Here is a 16,243-nt window from a genome sequence, read left to right on the forward strand (position 1 = left end):
CTTTGCTCTTTTATATTTTATTATCTATTTTATTATTTTAATTAATTCTTTTAATTTATTTTCATCTATTCTACTAAAAGGGCTATTGTCAATTCTTACAGCTGTCCCAAAATGGTAATCTGTAGCCTTTGTTAATTCTTTTATTTTGTTTATATTTTCAAAGTTGAGTCCCCCACCTAGTAGTATATTTATACCTTTTGATCCTTCTATCATAGACTTTATTTTTTCTATATTATCATCTATATGTTTAGTACCACCTGCTGTTAATATATTTGTTATATTATATTTATTTAATATCTCAGTACTTTTAATCACATTTGTAAAATCTATGGCCTTATGGAAAGTTACATCAATTCCTTTACATTTTTTAAGCAATCTTTGTAGATTTACTTCATTTATATTATTTTCTTTATCTAAAAGCCCCAATACTACTCCATTTACACCTAAACTTTTAGCTATATCTATATCTTTTTCCATTATTTCTATATCATACTCACTATATACAAAACCATTTGCATGATTTCTTATCATAACGTTAACAGGTATATTCACGCTATTTACTACCTTTTCTATAGTAGCAAAGCTCGGAGTTAAACCTCCTTCTGTTAGTGCACTAATAAGTTCTATTCTATCTCCTCCACAAGCTTCTATAGTTTTAGCATCTTCAACTGACATTCCTATTATCTCTAACATATTCTCTCCCTTTATAAGTATAATTTATAACTATTATACATTAATTCTACTATTATAATAAGGTTCTGTATGAACTATAACTTGGCAATTTTCATTTATTTCTTTTCTTATGGCATCTTCTATATTATGACCTAAAATATGTGCTTCTTCTGTGCTTAAATCTGGATTTACTAACACATGCATATCAATATAAATATCATTTTGACTTCCTCTACTTCTAATTTTATGCACATCTTTAACTTCATCAAATCTAATTACAATATCATTTATAACTTTTTCATCTATAATAGCTTTATCTACTAATACGCCTATAGACGATATTAGTATTTCATATGCGGAATGAAGTATAAATAAAGCTACTACTACTGATACTATCGGGTCAATAATTGGAGGAAGACCCATGTTTATACCAAATAAAGTTATTAAAACTCCTATCGATACAAGCACGTCACTTTTTGTATGCATTGAGTCTGCTATTAGGATATGACTATTTAATTTTTTTCCTATTTTATACTCATATTTACTCACCAATAAATTTATAAATAATGTGAAAATTAATATAAATAGACTTTCAATTGTAATTGACGGCTCTATGATATTTTTAAATCTATCTATAGACTCTACAATTATATTTATTCCTACTAGCGTTAACATAGTTCCTATAAACATACTTGCAAGTATTTCAAACTTCCTATGTCCATAAGGATGCTCTTTATCTTTAGGTTTTATAGCTATACTTATGCCTACTATTCCTACTGCATTTGATGCTCCATCTGATAAGGAGTGAAATCCATCAGCCATCATACTAGCACTTTTAATAAAACCACCTATTATTATCTTCAACAAAGCTACCATTAAATTTGCAAATAAAATTATCCATAATATTTTTTTTACTTCTCTTAGATTACTATTCATAGTACCTCCTTTTAGTAATAAATAAAATTATATGAAATCTCTTAAAATCTGGTAATAACTATCATTTACTATTAAACTAAAAAATCCATGAAAAGCGCATCTATGCTTTTCATGGATTTTAATTTAAATTAGTATTGTTATTCATATTATTTATATATTCAAATATAGTTACATTTGTGCATTCTTTTTTAGAATCTACTAAATTCGATACTGTTACTCCTAGTAATCTTATCTGTTTATTTTTAGTATCTACATTTTTTAATAGTTCATATACATTGGTTCTAATATCTTCTTTTTTATATATTGGATTTCTTAAACTTAAACTTCTTGTTATTTGACTAAAATCATCATACTTTATTTTTAAAGTTATAGTTTTTCCTAAATTATTAGAATATAATAGTCTATGTGATACATCTTCACATATTTGTGAGAGTATCTCTAAAACTTCCTCATCATCTATACTTAAATTATTTCTTAAAGTAGTTTCTGAACCAACTGATTTTCTTTCTCTATGTGGTTTAACTTCTCTATAATCAATCCCCCTTGCAAATTGATAAAATACATAACCTCTATTTTTAAATATTGATTCTAATTCACTAATATCTAATTGCCTTAAATCATAGCCATTTTTTATTCCTAAATTATTTAATGTTTTTGCGGTTACCTTGCCAACTCCAAAAAATTTATTTATTGGAAGCTTATCTAAAAATTCTTGTTTATTTTCTGGTGTTATTACCGTTAATCCATTAGGTTTTTTGTAGTCTGATGCTAACTTAGCCAAAAATTTATTGTAAGATACCCCTGCAGAAGAAGTTAATCCAACTTCTCTTAGAATATCTTCCTTTATCATTTTAGCTATTTGTGTTGCATATTTTATTCCTTTTTTATTTTTAGTAACATCTAAGTATGCCTCATCTAAAGATAAAGGCTCTACTAAATCTGTGTATCTATAAAATATATTTCTTATTTTTTGTGATACTTTATGATATTCTTCAAACCTAGGTCTTATAAAATGTGCATATGGGCACCTCTTATATGCAGTTTTTGATGGCATAGCTGAGTGAATCCCATACTTTCTAGCTTCATATGAACAAGTAGCTACAACTCCTCTACTTTCTGGACGACCTCCAACTATAACAGGTTTTCCTCTTAAGCTTGGATTATCTCTTTGCTCTATAGATGCATAAAAGGCATCCATATCTATATGAATTATTTTTCTATTTTCTACCAATTTAATCACCTTTTAAATATTGACTTATATATCTATCTTACATTAATTTTAGTATATTTTTATATTTTATTTGCCTCAATTGTACTTTTTATATATTATTTAAAGTTTTTTAAAAAATAACTTGCAAATTTTTGAAAAAACCTTTAAAATAGTTATTCCAAGGAACTAAGTTATTTTAGTTCTTGATGACCGTATTTTTATATTTATTTTTATTTTGTAATTGTATACAAAAAGACCATACTACTATTTGTAATATGGTCTAATTTTTTATGTCAATTTTTTAATTTGCGTAATAAAGATTTTGTGATGGATACTCTGGATCAGATGTTACATCTATTCCAAGTTCTCTAAATGTTTGCTCATCACTTTTACTTAATATTGTTGTTGAATGTGCTTGAGCGCCTTTTAGTAAAGGTAATTTATCAAGTACTACTTGTGCTGTTGGGTTTGTAACAGCACATATACTAAGTGCAGTTAAAACTTCTTCACAACTTAATTCTGGATTTCTACTTCCTAAAGTTTTAGTTTTTAAGTTTACAATTGGCTCAAGTATAGCTGGTGATATTAAATGTAATTCATCATCTATATTTGCTAAATGTTTTATAGCATTTAATGTTGCTGCTGCGGTTGCATCCATTAATTCTGAACCTTTACCTGTAAGTATTACCCCATCATTTAATTCTATTGCAACAACTGGACACATATCGTTTTTATCCGCAACCTCTTTTAATTTGTTGCTGTACTCTCTTGCTGGCATAACAACTGTTCTATCTTCTGGCTTTAAGTTAAGACCTTGCATTATAACTTGCATTCTTTCAAAAGCACCTTTATCTACTTGTCCTTTCTTATATTCACAAGCAGTTTTGAAGTATCTTCTTATTATTTCTTGTCTAGATGCTTCTTGTACAACTTCATCGTCTACTATACCAAATCCAACTCTATTAACACCCATATCTGTTGGTGATTGATATATAGATTCTTTTCCAGTTATTTTTTCTATTATTTTTTTAAGAACTGGGAATAATTCTAAGTCTCTGTTGTAGTTAACAGACATTTCACCGTATTTTTCAAGATGGAATGAATCTATCATATTTACATCTTTTAAATCTACTGTAGCTGCTTCATAAGCTATATTTAAAGGATGCTTTAAAGGTACATTCCATACTGGGAATGTTTCAAATTTTGAATATCCAACAGCATTTCCTCTTTTATTTTCATGGTATAACTGACTTAAACAAGTACCAAGTTTACCACTGTTTGGACCTGGAGCTGTAACAACAACTATAGGCTTAGTAGTTTCTATGTATGGATTTGCTCCATATCCTTCATCACTTACTATTGTATCAACATCTGTTGGGTAACCTTTTGTTGGAGCATGCTTGTATACTTTTATTCCTCTACGCTCTAATTTATTTATGAATACTGTTGTAGCAGGTTGTCCTTCATATCTTGTTATAACAACACTGTTTACATCTAATTCGTAACTTCTTAAATCATCGATAAGTCTTAGAACTTCCATATCATAAGTTATACCGAAGTCTCCTCTTATCTTATTTCTTTCTATATCTCCTGCATAAACACATATTACAACTTCTACTTTTTCTTTTATGTGTTGAAGTACTTTTATTTTGGCATTTTCATCAAAACCTGGTAGTACTCTTTTAGCATGTAAATCTCCTATTAGTTTACCACCAAATTCTAAGTAAAGTTTGTCAAAATTATTAACTCTTTCTAAGATATACTTTGATTGTTCTTCTAGATATTTCTTGTGATCGAATCCTATCTTCATCTTTGCACCTCACTAAATTATTTAATTTTTGATAACCGTATTTTTATATATATTTTTATTCGTATTAGTGAAATTTGTTTAAAAATGTAATATTTTTTCTCTTATTTTCACTTTAAGGTTATATTATACATTCAACTTTTGAATATTTCAAGATTATTTTTCGTATTTTTAATATATATATTTATATATATTAAGTATTTACAAATATATTAAAATATACAAGCAAATCAGCAAAAATGCTTATTTTTTTAAGTTTTATTTTGAAATAATTTAAAAAGCTAAGATTTTACTCTTAGCTTTTAATTTAATTATATTTAGTTTAATTTAACAACCAAAGAATCCTTCTTGTCCACATATTATTAATAATAATATTAAAAATGGTATCCATGAACATATATCTATTTCACACCATACATCTCCAAATGCTAGGAACAAGAAAAATAGTACTATTATCCACCATGCTCCAAATCCACCATCACAGCCTCCAAAGAATCTATCTAACATATTGCTCATATATTTACCTCCTGTTGTCATTTATATTCTAGAGTTTTTCTACTCTTAAGATATATTATGTAAGAAGATTTATTTTTGACATAATTTTATATTTGCAATTTACATCATTAATCGACAGATTTAAGAGATTCCACCATTTTTACATTTTTTAGCTTATGATACATAGATATATTTATAATTAATCCTAATACTATTGTAAGTGTAAATGCAATTTTTTCCTTCAAATAGACCTACTGTTGTATCTATTAAATATCCCTTCCCTCTATATAAACACTTACTTCATTATCATAAAATCCTAAAACTTTTATCGTAGTTATTTTTCTTATTATTTCTGAAATATTTACATCTGTCAGGTTATAAATAATCACAAAGGCTAAAACTCCTGATGATATTGTCATTATAATAACTACATAATTTAAGCTTTTTATAGTATTTTCAAAGGTATCTTTTATACCTATGTTAGATGATATTAAAGATAAAATACCAATAGATTCTGATAACTACTATAATAGGACTTTAGGTGAACTCGACTATACTAAATCTTTAGAATTATACTCAAAAGCACTTTCTAATTCTAATAAATAGTAAAAGTTTAAAAAGCCTTCTGATTGTTTATTTTAAACTAGCAGAAGGCTTTTAATTTTTTATATTATCTAATTTAATATCTTTTTATATGCTATACTTCCATTATTATAGGGAAAACACTAGGTCTCCTTTTAGTTTTATGGTATAGCAATTGCTCTATGGCTCTTTTAATATTTGTTTTTAGTATTTGCCACTCCAATATTTCTTGTTCTAGGCATTTTTCTATCTCTTCTTTTGATACTTCCTTTATTTTATTTATCAAATCTTCTGCTTCTCTGGCGTATATAAATCCTCTAGTTATTACGTCTGGCCCTGCTACTATACTATAACTATCTCTATTTATAGCAACTACAATAGTTACCATTCCATCTTTAGCTAAATCTCTTCTATCTCTAAGTACAATATTTCCTACATCACCAACTCCTAATCCATCTACAAATATAACACCTGTATAAACTCTTTTATTTGTATTTACCTCTTCACTAGTTATTTCTAATACTTGTCCAGTTTCTAAAGTAAATACATTTTGAGGCTTCATTCCTAGCTTTATAGCCAAGTCTTTGTGATGTTTTAAATGTCTATATTCTCCATGTACTGGCATAAAGTACTTAGGTTTGGCTAAGCTGTGAATAAGCTTTAACTCTTCTTGATAAGCATGTCCTGATACATGGATTTCTTCTAAATCCTCATATATAACATCTACGCCTTTTTTAAATAATTGGTTTATAACCCTAGAAACTAATTTATCATTACCAGGTATAGGTGATGCAGATATTATAAAAAAGTCATCTGGTTCTATAAGTATTTTTCTATGTGATCCATAAGCTATCCTAGAAAGGCCCGCCATTGGTTCTCCCTGACTTCCTGTTGTTATTATAGTTATTTCATTATTTGGATACTTACTTATATCATCTATATCTACTATATATTCTTTAGGTATATGTAAGTACCCTAATTCCATAGCTACTTGAGATATATTTTCCATACTTCTTCCGCTAAATGCTACTTTGCGATTTTGTATTATAGATGCATTTACTATCTGCTGCATCCTATGGATATTAGAAGCAAATGTAGCTACAATTATTCTTCCTTTAGCATTTGTAAAAATTCTATTTAATGTTTCTCCTATAGTTTTTTCAGATATAGAATGCCCACTCCTTTCAACATTTGTACTATCTGCCATTAAAAGTAATACACCTTTTTTGCCCAGTGTAGCTATTCTATTTAAATCTGTCATTCGTCCATCTATAGGAGTATAATCTATCTTAAAGTCTCCTGTATGAAGTATTATACCTAAAGGTGTGTGTATGGCTAATCCACAAGCATCAGCTATACTATGAGTCACTCCAATAAATTCTATTTTTATATTTTCTAACTTTATACTTTGACCAGTTTTTACAGAGTTTAAATCTACATGATTTAACATATCATGTTCTTTTAATTTGTTTGCCACTAACCCTATAGTAAGCTTAGTTCCATATACAGGTATATTTAATTGCTTTAGTATATATGGTATAGCACCTATATGATCTTCATGTCCATGTGTTAAAAACATTCCCTTTACTTTATCTTTTTTCTCTAATAGATATCGTATGTCTGGTATAACTAAATCTACTCCATACATATCTTCATCCGGAAAAGATATCCCACAATCAATAATGATTATTTCATCGTTGTATTCTATGGCAGTTATATTTTTTCCTATTTCTCCAAGACCTCCAAGTGGAATAACTTTTATGCTATCCTTATTCATAAGGTATATCTCCTTTTCTTTTGTTCAATTTATGTTAAATTTAATATTTTATATTCAATCATTCTATAAGTTATTTTTAACAATATATATTTAATTATTAGTTATTTTTATTAAAATGCATCATCTCTGTCTAATATATAATCTTTAAACTCTTTCAATATAGATTTATTTTCACCTAAAAAACCTACTAATAAGCTTATTTTTTCTAATGTTTCTTCCCTAATAGTATGTTCAATTTTTTCAGTTTCTTCATGAAGATTATTTTTAACACCTATAATTTTTAAAAATGATTCTATAGTGTCATGTCTTTTTAATAATTTTTTTCCTATTCTTTTACCTTCACAACTTAAATATATACATCCATATCTTTCATGTTCTAATAAATTTTTGTCACTCAGCCTTTTTACCATCTTACTTGCTGATGGTATTTTTACATTTAGAGCTAATGCAACTTCAGCAACTTTAATTGTCTTATTTTCTAGATATAATCTATATATCATCTCAATATAATCTTCTTCACTAGGACTAAGTTTATTATTTTTTATATATTCATTAAACGTGTAATACTCATTATTCATTGTTTTAACCTCCTATGTGTCTTATATTAAATATATTATCTTTATATTTTTCATAGTACTTTTATGTAACATTTCTTATAATTTTTTCATAGTATTTAATGTGAAAGTTAGCTTAGACTAAGTTTGAATTTTATGGAGGTGCATTATGAGTAAACTTAGTGATATAGATATAAACTCTACAGTTATAGTTAAACAACTTTTAACTGATGGATATATAAGAGAAAGAATGCTTGCTTTAGGTCTTACAGATGGTGCATTAGTTCATGTTATAAGAAAGGGACCTAAAAATAATCTAACAGTATACGATATAAGGGGAGCAAAAATAGCTCTTAGGAAAGAAGAAGGAGATAACATTATTGTTTCTAGAATTTAAATTTTAGCTTTATATTTAATTTTTAGTTTTATAAAGGGGGATTTATTATGGGTTTAACTCATGACTCTACAAAGGTAAAATCTTTAAAAGACATGTTTGATATTGAAAGAAAGCCCAACCAATATGTTGTTGCTTTAGCTGGTAACCCTAACACTGGTAAAAGTACAGTTTTTAATGCTTTAACTGGATTAAAGCAACATACTGGTAATTGGCCTGGTAAAACAGTTTGTACCGCTCGTGGGGATTTTAAATACAATGATAGAGAGTATGCTTTAGTAGATTTACCAGGTACTTATTCTCTATTTGCTGCATCTCAAGAAGAAATGGTAGCTAGGGATTTTGCTTGTTTTGGAAATCCAGACGCAGTTATTGTTGTTGCTGATGCTACGTCTTTAGAAAGAAATTTCAATTTGGTTTTTCAAATTATGGAGTTAACTGATAAAGTTATACTTTGCATAAACCTAATTGATGAAGCTAAGAAAAAAGGTATTTTTATTGATAAAGATAAAATAGAAAAATACCTAGGAATACCTGTAGTTTTAACATCAGCTAGAAATAAAAAAGGAATTGATGAACTTTTATATACTTTAGATAAAGTAGTATTAAACAAATACGATTATAATAATAAAATAATAAAATATAATAAAGAAATTGAGAGTTATGTAAGTACCATAGAAAAAGACTTAAAAGAATATGTTCCTTTTATAAAGTCTAGATGGCTTGCTTTAAGGCTTATTGATGGAGATAATAGTATTTATAAATCTATGAATGACTATGTAGATGGTAACTGTAACAAGGCAATTGATTTAATTAAATCAAAACTTCCCCTAAATATAGATAAAAAATTAATAAGAGATAGTATAAGTAAAACTAATTATGAATATGCTTCTGAACTATATAATTTATCTATAAATATAAAAAGTGATATAAAGTATAAGAGGGATGATAAAATAGATAAGATTATTACATCTAAAGTATTTGGAATTCCTTTAATGCTATTGTGTCTTGCTTTTATACTTTGGTTAACTATACAAGGTGCAAACTACCCTTCCCAGATGATATCCAATGCACTTTTTAGTATAGAACCACATATTTATAATTTTTTAGAAACTATACATCTACCTGTTTGGTTAAATGAAATGCTTACTTTTGGTATGTATAGAACCTTGGCTTGGGTTGTTTCTGTCATGTTACCACCTATGGCAATATTTTTTCCATTATTTACTTTACTTGAAGATTTTGGATATCTTCCTAGAGTTGCATTTAACTTAGACCATTTATTTAAAAAGGCATGTTGTCATGGTAAGCAATGTCTCACTATGTGTATGGGATTTGGTTGTAATGCTGCTGGTGTTATAGGTTGTAGAATAATTGATTCTCCAAGAGAAAGACTAATTGCAATACTTACGAATAACTTCGTTCCTTGTAATGGTAGATTTCCAACTTTGATTGCTGTAGCTACAATATTTTTCTCTTCAGCCATTGCAAGTTCTACTTATACAAGTATAGTAACTGCTCTTTGCATTGCTTTAATAGTAGTGTTTGGTGTATTAATAACACTATTAGTTTCTTATGGTTTGTCAAAGACACTATTAAAAGGAGTTCCTTCTACTTTTACACTAGAACTTCCACCATATAGGACTCCTCAAGTAGGAAGAGTTTTGTATACATCCATAATGGATAGAACTTTATTTGTCTTATACAGAGCAGTTATAGTTGCTATACCTGCTGGTATTGTAACATGGATATTTGCTAATATTTATATAGGAGACATGAGTATACTTGTTCATGTAGCAAATTTTCTTGACCCAATAGCTAAATTTATAGGTCTTGATGGATTTATTCTTTTGGCCTTTATACTTGGCTTACCTGCAAATGAAATAGTTATACCAGTCTTATTAATGTCTTATTTGGCTACAGGTTCAATGATTGAATTAGATGAACTTTCAGCTTTAGGAACAGTTTTGAGAGATAATGGGTGGACTTATCTAACAGCACTTAATGTTATGTTATTTAGCTTACTTCATTGGCCTTGTGCTACTACCTTAATTACTATAAAAAAAGAAACTGGTAGTACTAAATGGACTTTAATAGGATTTTTATTACCTACTGTAATAGCATTTACAGTTTGCTTTATGACAACTTGTTTATTTAATATATTAGGCTTAGCTTAATATATTAAATACAAAAAAGAGCTATCTCATAAGATAGCTCTTTTTTTATAGTTATAGTAGATTAAAAATCATTTTATTGATTTACCATTTCATTATATTCTTTTTCATTTTTAGGTGCTTTTAATTCACCTTTTTCAAACTTTTCAATTTGTTGGTTTACATAGTCCATTACATCTTGTGGTACTAAGTTTTTAGTACTTTCAGGTAATCCAACAGCACCTTCTTTTAATCCATATACTGTTGTTGTTCCACCTTCAAACTTACCTTCTTTTAATTTCTCAACTACATCATATACACCAACGTCAACTCTTTTTATAGCTGAAGTTAATACATTTTTAGGTGCTAGGGAACTTTGATCTCTATCAACGCCTATAGCATATTTACCTTCTTCTTTAGCAGCTTCTATAGCTCCAGTACCAACATCCCCACCTGCAGTGAATATTATATCAGCACCTTGAGAGTACATTTGCTTAGCTATAGCCTTACCTTTTGCTTGGTCTGTAAATGAGTTTGCATATTGAACTTGTATTTTAGCTTCTGGATTTGCAGCTTTTACACCTGCCATATATCCATATTGGAATGCTTCTATAACTGGTAACTCCATACCACCTATAAATCCTACGTTATTAGTTTTAGTCATTTTACCAGCAACTATCCCTGCTAAATATGCAGATTGTTCTGAGTTAAATTGTACTGCTTCTATATTTTTAGGTACTTCTGGATATGTTTCATCTATTAAAGCAAATTTTTGGTCTGGATACATTTTCGATGCTTCTTCTATAGCTGGTGCTAATTTCATACCTACTCCTAGTATTAAATCTGTATCTTGATCTACTAAAGTTTCTATATTACTTGCATAATCTGAGTCTTGCTTTGATTCTAAGTATGTAACATCTACTCCTAAATCTTTTTTAGCTTTTTCTAGACCTTCCCATGCAGATTGGTTAAATGATTGGTCATTTACTCCTGCTACATCTGTTACCATAGCTATCTTTAGTTTACCATCCTCTTTCTTTTCACTTTCTCCGCTTGAACATCCTACTAATAATGATGCTGATAATGCAGTTACAGTTGCTAATGATACTAACTTTTTAAATGTCATGATAAACCCTCCTAATTTTATTTATAAACCCCGCCTTTTTAAATAGTCCAAAGATAAAAATTTTATAATTCCATATAATAAAAAATCCTTTTATCAGCACGATAAAAGGATAGTCATTTCTATACTACTAGTGTAAACATTACATATCTTTTTAGCCTCTCTGGACTATTTTAAAGCTGATTTAGTATTATTTTATTTTCATTTTTTATTTATTATTACATTTTTATACATAGTTGTCAATATATAAAACAATAATTTAATTTAAATTTAATGTTTTGATTTTTCTATATATACAGAATTTGATTTTGTAACTAATTAATTACTATTAAAATGTAAAACATTTAATATATGCATTAGAGTTCCTACTACTAAGCATTCTTCATCTATATTAAATGTAGAAGTATGAAGCTGAGTAATATCTTGTTTACTATGCCTACAACCGATATGATAAAAAGCACCTTTACATTCTTCTAAATAATAAGAAAAATCTTCTCCTCCTAAAGATGGCTTCTCCTTTAGTATAAATCTATCTTTTCCAAATAATTTTTCTGTATTTTTAACTACTATGTCTACTAAATAGTTATCATTTACTACAGGGGGATACCCATCCCTTTCCCATAGTACTTCTCCTTCACAATCAAATGCTCTACATATATCCAATACTATATTTTCTATTCTTTTGATCATTTCTTTTCTTGTATTTTTATTTATTGTCCTTAGTGTTCCATTCATTGAAACCTCTTCACATATAATATTTTGAGCTTCTCCTCCTCTAATTTTACCTATCGTCAAAACTACGCTATCTAATGGTGATATATTTCTACTTACTATGCTTTGTAGTGATAAAATAATATTAGACGCTACTACTATAGCATCTTTACCAGACTCTGGATATGCCCCATGAGATTTTTTACCTTTTATAATGATTTTTAAACTATCAGCACTTGCATTTAATATATTATATTTAGTCTCTATGTATCCAGTCTCTAGATATGGCATCACATGTAATCCAAACATATAGTCTACATCTGGATTTTTCATACATCCATCTTCTACTAAAAATTTTGCCCCTCCTACAGTCTCCTCTGCTGGTTGAAATAGAAATTTTACATTTACATATAACTCATCTTTCATATCATTTAAAATCTTACACGCTCCAAGTAGCATAGCTATATGAGCATCATGCCCACAAGCATGCATCACACCTTTATTTTTTGACTTATAAGTAATTTCATTTTCTTCATTTATTGGTAACGCATCCATGTCAGCTCTAATTCCTATAGTTATCTTATTTTCTGGTTTTATAATGTAAGCCATAACTCCGTTGTGTTTTTCAAATTCTGTATACTCTATATTCATTTCTTTTAAGTAATTTAATATTCTATTTTTAGTATTATATTCATTTAATGATAATTCTGGATACTTGTGAAATTCTCTCCTCACCTCTATTAACCAAGGCTCTATATCTTTTACCCTTTTTTTGATATATTCAGTATACATATAATCTCCTTTATAAAAGTAATTTATATAAAAATATATGTATCAAAAACCTTTTTAAGAAATATATTTTATATATTGTTGTTTATATCTAAATTCATGTATTATGTATTTTTGTTTTATTTAAAAGGTGTAAGTTAATAAATATAGAATTGTATTATTGTATTAATTTTCTAAATCTTTACAATTATTTTGAAAGGTGTGATAAGTATGTTTGAAATGGTTAAATTTCCTTATAATGCTAGACCTGTTGCAAGATTAGATGCTAATAACATTGTTCATAATCATTTATATCATGACTGCCCTATTGGTAAAGTTTGTGATAATGTTATGTATGATCTTAGTGATAATCCAATTGGGAGAGTAGAAAAAGACGGTACTATTCATTCTCACCATATAAATAATTCACCTATTGGTAAAGTTGACTCTGATGGCTATATATCTAAAGGAAATGATTTAGTTGGAAGAATAGATTGTAATAGTAAATTAGCTGGTGGAGCTTATTTATTATTAATACACGATAATAGGTAAATTTTAGAATAATTAGTATTTAACTTACTTTATTTTTTTTAAATGTTTAATTTTTTATTAGAAATAGAAAAAGTACCTATAAATATAGATACTTTTTCTATTTTTATTTATATAAAAAATTCGCTTCGATCAAGCCACTGCGTGGGCGCTACACTTCATGTCGCCATTTATTTATTTTATAAATTGACCTATAAAATCAATCATCATTTTCTTGAATACACCGCTATAATCTACTATTTGTGCTAATTGGTTTCCGTTAGGTGTTTGACTATTATAATTTGATATTTTAAATGTTAGGTATCCATCAGCTTCTTCTATAAGGTATCCAACATCTTTTGTATTTGATATTTCAAGATCTCCCATATCTACATCCATATCTTTTATTATTTCTTTATTTGCACAAAGTATCCCTTCTGAATACGTACTTATATCTGTTCCAAATACTACATATTTAGCACTTGTATCTTTTGATGTTTTAAGGAATAATCTATTTGTTAGATTACTTTTTTCCATATTAACAGGTATTAATTCACTATTTATAGCTTCATCTAAATTATTTCTAGTAGTTTCTATAAATTTGTCCATATTAAACTTTTCTTTTTCTATTTTTAATATGTTTAAAGTATCTAAATTTTCTTGAGGTATATATTTTACTACGTTCTCAAACACATAATATACATCTCTTATCTCATATCCTTTATTTATGTAACTTTCCTTTACTTTATATTCTTCATCAAATTCTTTTAATAATTTTTCATTTTCTTCTTTATTTTCATAGTTTTTTATACTTGTTACAAATGGTATTATTTTACTCGGTTTCATTAAAAACATTTCTAATGGTTTTATAGTATCATTTGCTTCTTTTATATCACTTTCTTCAAATGCAGCCTCTATTCCATCTTCTAAGAAAGCAACTTCAACTTCCATCTCATATTCTTTTTCATCTATTACATTACTTCCCACTGGATACATTACTACTAATTTACTTTTGTCATAAACATATCCAAATGCATAATCTATTTCTAACTTTTTTGTCATATTTTTCTCCTTAGTATTTTAATTATGTATTTATTATATCAAATATTATAAACCTTTAGCTTTAATATTAATACCACATATAGTATTTTTTATCTTATTTACAAATATAGATATTAGTATTATAACTCCAAACATACCTGATAGTGGATATATAAGTTTTACTAGTGTTGCAAAAGGTAACCTTCCTCCGATTATACCTAATATAGTACAAAATATTGCTATACCTGTAAACTTACTACTCTTTTCCTTAAAATAGCTTGTGCATACAGTCCATAATAATGGAACTGCAGTTGTATATATTCCTGCTATTAACATCAATGAGAACATAGCCCCTACGATTGGTCCGATTTTATCAGCCATGTATAAAGTAGGTATTTCAGTTATGTATATATTTTCTATATCAGACATTATTCCTAAATTAAGAGCTATAGCAGCTGCCATAAATAATACTCCACCAATAATTCCTCCCCATATGCAACTACTTTTCTTTTTTGCTGTAGAGCCTACTCCAACTAAAAAAGGTGTGGCTATTATTAAGTTTAGTCCTGTGTATATTATGCTTGTAGTTAACCAGTTATCTACTGGCTTAGTAACATCTATTGTGGTTAATATTTGATTAACAGCATAAAGGGATTCATAATTTCTTGCAATAGTTACTACACCAACTCCCACTGACATTATAGCTATAATTGGCCCTATATTACCCAAGATATCTATAACCTTATTCATTCCCATAAGTACAGATATTAATGCTAGTACCCCTATTATTATGGAACCTATTTGTTTATCTATCCCATAGTATTGATTTATAGACGCACCTGCCCCTGATATCATAACCATAAAGCTACAAAAGAAAAATATAGGCATAAATAATTTAAAAAATCCACCTATATAGTTTCCACATAAATATGTAAATATATCATTGCTACTTCTTAGTTTTTGAGTTTTCCCTATTTCTAATAAACTAGATCCACAATATGCTAGTAAACCCATACATATTAAGTTTGACAATATACTAACTATGCCATGTGCTGAAAAAAATTGCATTATTTCTTGTCCAGTAGCAAATCCCGACCCTATACATACAGATATATATGTTCCTGCAAATTTAATGATCTCACTAATACTACTTTTACTTCCCATAGTAATTCCTCCTTATAGATATTAAATCTCATTACATATATATGCTTGTTTACTATATAAATATTAACTACTTGTCTAAATAATATTAAGATTAATATCTTAAATCCTATTTTTATGCTAAAGCTATTTCAATTTATAATAAATAAAGAGGTAATCTTTTAAAAGATTACCTCTTTATTTATTATCGTTCTAATGCTTCTTTTCTTAATAGCTCTGCCTTATCAGTTCTTTCCCATGGTAAATCTATATCTGTTCTACCAAAGTGACCATAAGCTGCTACTTGCTTGTATATAGGTTTTCTTAAATCTAAATCTCTTATTATTGCTCC

17 protein-coding genes are annotated in these 16,243 nt (G+C 27.8%); 4 read left to right on the forward strand and 13 right to left on the reverse strand.

Translation table 11 applies throughout. The features are described 5' to 3' along the window. Positions 1-24: 24 nt before the first annotated feature. The 6 genes from I4U89_RS14015 to I4U89_RS14040 form a co-directional block, all read right to left on the reverse strand. Positions 25-693 carry a copper homeostasis protein CutC gene (locus I4U89_RS14015; protein WP_195940900.1) on the reverse strand — a complete coding sequence of 223 codons (669 nt, stop codon included), beginning with the start codon at positions 691-693 and terminating at the stop codon, positions 25-27. A gap of 33 nt (positions 694-726) precedes the next feature. Beyond that, a complete protein-coding gene (locus tag I4U89_RS14020; RefSeq protein WP_195940901.1) occupies positions 727-1,608 on the reverse strand; it encodes a cation diffusion facilitator family transporter in 882 nt (293 codons plus the stop codon). Between the two features lie 118 nt (positions 1,609-1,726). Beyond that, positions 1,727-2,839, reverse strand: a complete 1,113-nt coding sequence (gene dinB / locus I4U89_RS14025) for a DNA polymerase IV (RefSeq protein WP_195940902.1) — start codon at positions 2,837-2,839, stop codon at positions 1,727-1,729. Positions 2,840-3,119: 280 nt separating this feature from the next. Then, positions 3,120-4,628 carry a DUF1846 domain-containing protein gene (locus I4U89_RS14030; RefSeq protein WP_195940903.1) on the reverse strand — a complete coding sequence of 503 codons (1,509 nt, stop codon included), beginning with the start codon at positions 4,626-4,628 and terminating at the stop codon, positions 3,120-3,122. Between the two features lie 324 nt (positions 4,629-4,952). Beyond that, on the reverse strand, positions 4,953-5,132 hold the full coding sequence (locus I4U89_RS14035) for a hypothetical protein (RefSeq protein WP_195940919.1): 180 nt from the start codon (positions 5,130-5,132) through the stop codon (positions 4,953-4,955). Positions 5,133-5,386: 254 nt separating this feature from the next. Continuing rightward, the gene (locus I4U89_RS14040) at positions 5,387-5,539 is read right to left on the reverse strand and encodes a hypothetical protein (RefSeq protein ID WP_195940904.1); all 153 of its coding nucleotides are present in this window, start codon (positions 5,537-5,539) and stop codon (positions 5,387-5,389) included. A gap of 58 nt (positions 5,540-5,597) precedes the next feature. On the opposite strand from I4U89_RS14040, the gene I4U89_RS15890 reads away from it, so the two are divergent. Beyond that, positions 5,598-5,726 carry a hypothetical protein gene (locus tag I4U89_RS15890; RefSeq protein ID WP_279311331.1) on the forward strand — a complete coding sequence of 43 codons (129 nt, stop codon included), beginning with the start codon at positions 5,598-5,600 and terminating at the stop codon, positions 5,724-5,726. 91 nt (positions 5,727-5,817) lie between these two features. On the opposite strand, the gene I4U89_RS14045 is transcribed toward I4U89_RS15890, so the two are convergent. Together I4U89_RS14045 and I4U89_RS14050 are read right to left on the reverse strand one after the other, a co-directional pair. Then, complete coding sequence (locus I4U89_RS14045) at positions 5,818-7,479, reverse strand: ribonuclease J (RefSeq protein WP_195940905.1); 1,662 nt, start codon at positions 7,477-7,479, stop codon at positions 5,818-5,820. A 110-nt stretch (positions 7,480-7,589) separates the two neighbouring features. Beyond that, positions 7,590-8,057, reverse strand: a complete 468-nt coding sequence (locus tag I4U89_RS14050; RefSeq protein ID WP_195940906.1) for a metal-dependent transcriptional regulator — start codon at positions 8,055-8,057, stop codon at positions 7,590-7,592. A 145-nt stretch (positions 8,058-8,202) separates the two neighbouring features. Between I4U89_RS14050 and I4U89_RS14055 the strand changes: the two genes are divergently transcribed. Beyond that, positions 8,203-8,430, forward strand: coding sequence for a FeoA family protein (locus I4U89_RS14055; RefSeq protein ID WP_195940907.1), 228 nt, complete (start codon positions 8,203-8,205; stop codon positions 8,428-8,430). A gap of 47 nt (positions 8,431-8,477) precedes the next feature. Then, positions 8,478-10,604 (forward strand): ferrous iron transport protein B, encoded by a 2,127-nt coding sequence (gene feoB / locus I4U89_RS14060; RefSeq protein ID WP_195940908.1) that lies wholly within the window; start codon positions 8,478-8,480, stop codon positions 10,602-10,604. A 73-nt stretch (positions 10,605-10,677) separates the two neighbouring features. Here the strand turns inward: feoB and I4U89_RS14065 are convergent, their stop codons facing one another. Together I4U89_RS14065 and I4U89_RS14070 are read right to left on the reverse strand one after the other, a co-directional pair. Then, positions 10,678-11,706: a BMP family lipoprotein gene (locus tag I4U89_RS14065; protein WP_195940909.1), complete on the reverse strand. Its 1,029-nt coding sequence runs from the start codon at positions 11,704-11,706 to the stop codon at positions 10,678-10,680. 315 nt (positions 11,707-12,021) lie between these two features. Then, the gene (locus I4U89_RS14070) at positions 12,022-13,206 is read right to left on the reverse strand and encodes a M20 metallopeptidase family protein (protein ID WP_195940910.1); all 1,185 of its coding nucleotides are present in this window, start codon (positions 13,204-13,206) and stop codon (positions 12,022-12,024) included. Positions 13,207-13,413: 207 nt separating this feature from the next. Between I4U89_RS14070 and I4U89_RS14075 the strand changes: the two genes are divergently transcribed. Continuing rightward, positions 13,414-13,734, forward strand: coding sequence for a hypothetical protein (locus I4U89_RS14075; RefSeq protein WP_195940911.1), 321 nt, complete (start codon positions 13,414-13,416; stop codon positions 13,732-13,734). 171 nt (positions 13,735-13,905) lie between these two features. Here I4U89_RS14075 and I4U89_RS14080 read toward each other — a convergent pair whose 3' ends face one another. The 3 genes from I4U89_RS14080 to I4U89_RS14090 form a co-directional block, all read right to left on the reverse strand. Then, positions 13,906-14,772 carry a hypothetical protein gene (locus I4U89_RS14080; protein ID WP_195940912.1) on the reverse strand — a complete coding sequence of 289 codons (867 nt, stop codon included), beginning with the start codon at positions 14,770-14,772 and terminating at the stop codon, positions 13,906-13,908. Positions 14,773-14,817: 45 nt separating this feature from the next. Beyond that, a complete protein-coding gene (locus tag I4U89_RS14085; RefSeq protein ID WP_195940913.1) occupies positions 14,818-15,915 on the reverse strand; it encodes a YkvI family membrane protein in 1,098 nt (365 codons plus the stop codon). A gap of 181 nt (positions 15,916-16,096) precedes the next feature. Continuing rightward, positions 16,097-16,243: methionine adenosyltransferase domain-containing protein (locus I4U89_RS14090; protein ID WP_195940914.1), on the reverse strand; the 147-nt coding region annotated here is incomplete at its 5' end.

The organism is Romboutsia sp. 1001713B170131_170501_G6 (genome assembly GCF_015668195.1).
Lineage (GTDB): Bacteria > Bacillota > Clostridia > Peptostreptococcales > Peptostreptococcaceae > Romboutsia_C.

Coding starts and splice junctions, on each gene's coding strand:
- I4U89_RS14020 (WP_195940901.1), bottom strand. CDS start 1,608: ATGAATAGTAATCTAAGAGAAGTAAAAAAAATATTATGGATAATTTTA.
- I4U89_RS14015 (WP_195940900.1), bottom strand. CDS start 693: ATGTTAGAGATAATAGGAATGTCAGTTGAAGATGCTAAAACTATAGAA.
- I4U89_RS14085 (WP_195940913.1), bottom strand. CDS start 15,915: ATGGGAAGTAAAAGTAGTATTAGTGAGATCATTAAATTTGCAGGAACA.
- I4U89_RS14065 (WP_195940909.1), bottom strand. CDS start 11,706: ATGACATTTAAAAAGTTAGTATCATTAGCAACTGTAACTGCATTATCA.
- I4U89_RS14070 (WP_195940910.1), bottom strand. CDS start 13,206: ATGTATACTGAATATATCAAAAAAAGGGTAAAAGATATAGAGCCTTGG.
- I4U89_RS14045 (WP_195940905.1), bottom strand. CDS start 7,479: ATGAATAAGGATAGCATAAAAGTTATTCCACTTGGAGGTCTTGGAGAA.
- I4U89_RS14075 (WP_195940911.1), top strand. CDS start 13,414: ATGTTTGAAATGGTTAAATTTCCTTATAATGCTAGACCTGTTGCAAGA.
- I4U89_RS14080 (WP_195940912.1), bottom strand. CDS start 14,772: ATGACAAAAAAGTTAGAAATAGATTATGCATTTGGATATGTTTATGAC.
- feoB (WP_195940908.1), top strand. CDS start 8,478: ATGGGTTTAACTCATGACTCTACAAAGGTAAAATCTTTAAAAGACATG.
- I4U89_RS15890 (WP_279311331.1), top strand. CDS start 5,598: ATGTTAGATGATATTAAAGATAAAATACCAATAGATTCTGATAACTAC.
- I4U89_RS14055 (WP_195940907.1), top strand. CDS start 8,203: ATGAGTAAACTTAGTGATATAGATATAAACTCTACAGTTATAGTTAAA.
- I4U89_RS14030 (WP_195940903.1), bottom strand. CDS start 4,628: ATGAAGATAGGATTCGATCACAAGAAATATCTAGAAGAACAATCAAAG.
- I4U89_RS14050 (WP_195940906.1), bottom strand. CDS start 8,057: ATGAATAATGAGTATTACACGTTTAATGAATATATAAAAAATAATAAA.
- I4U89_RS14040 (WP_195940904.1), bottom strand. CDS start 5,539: ATGACAATATCATCAGGAGTTTTAGCCTTTGTGATTATTTATAACCTG.
- I4U89_RS14035 (WP_195940919.1), bottom strand. CDS start 5,132: ATGTTAGATAGATTCTTTGGAGGCTGTGATGGTGGATTTGGAGCATGG.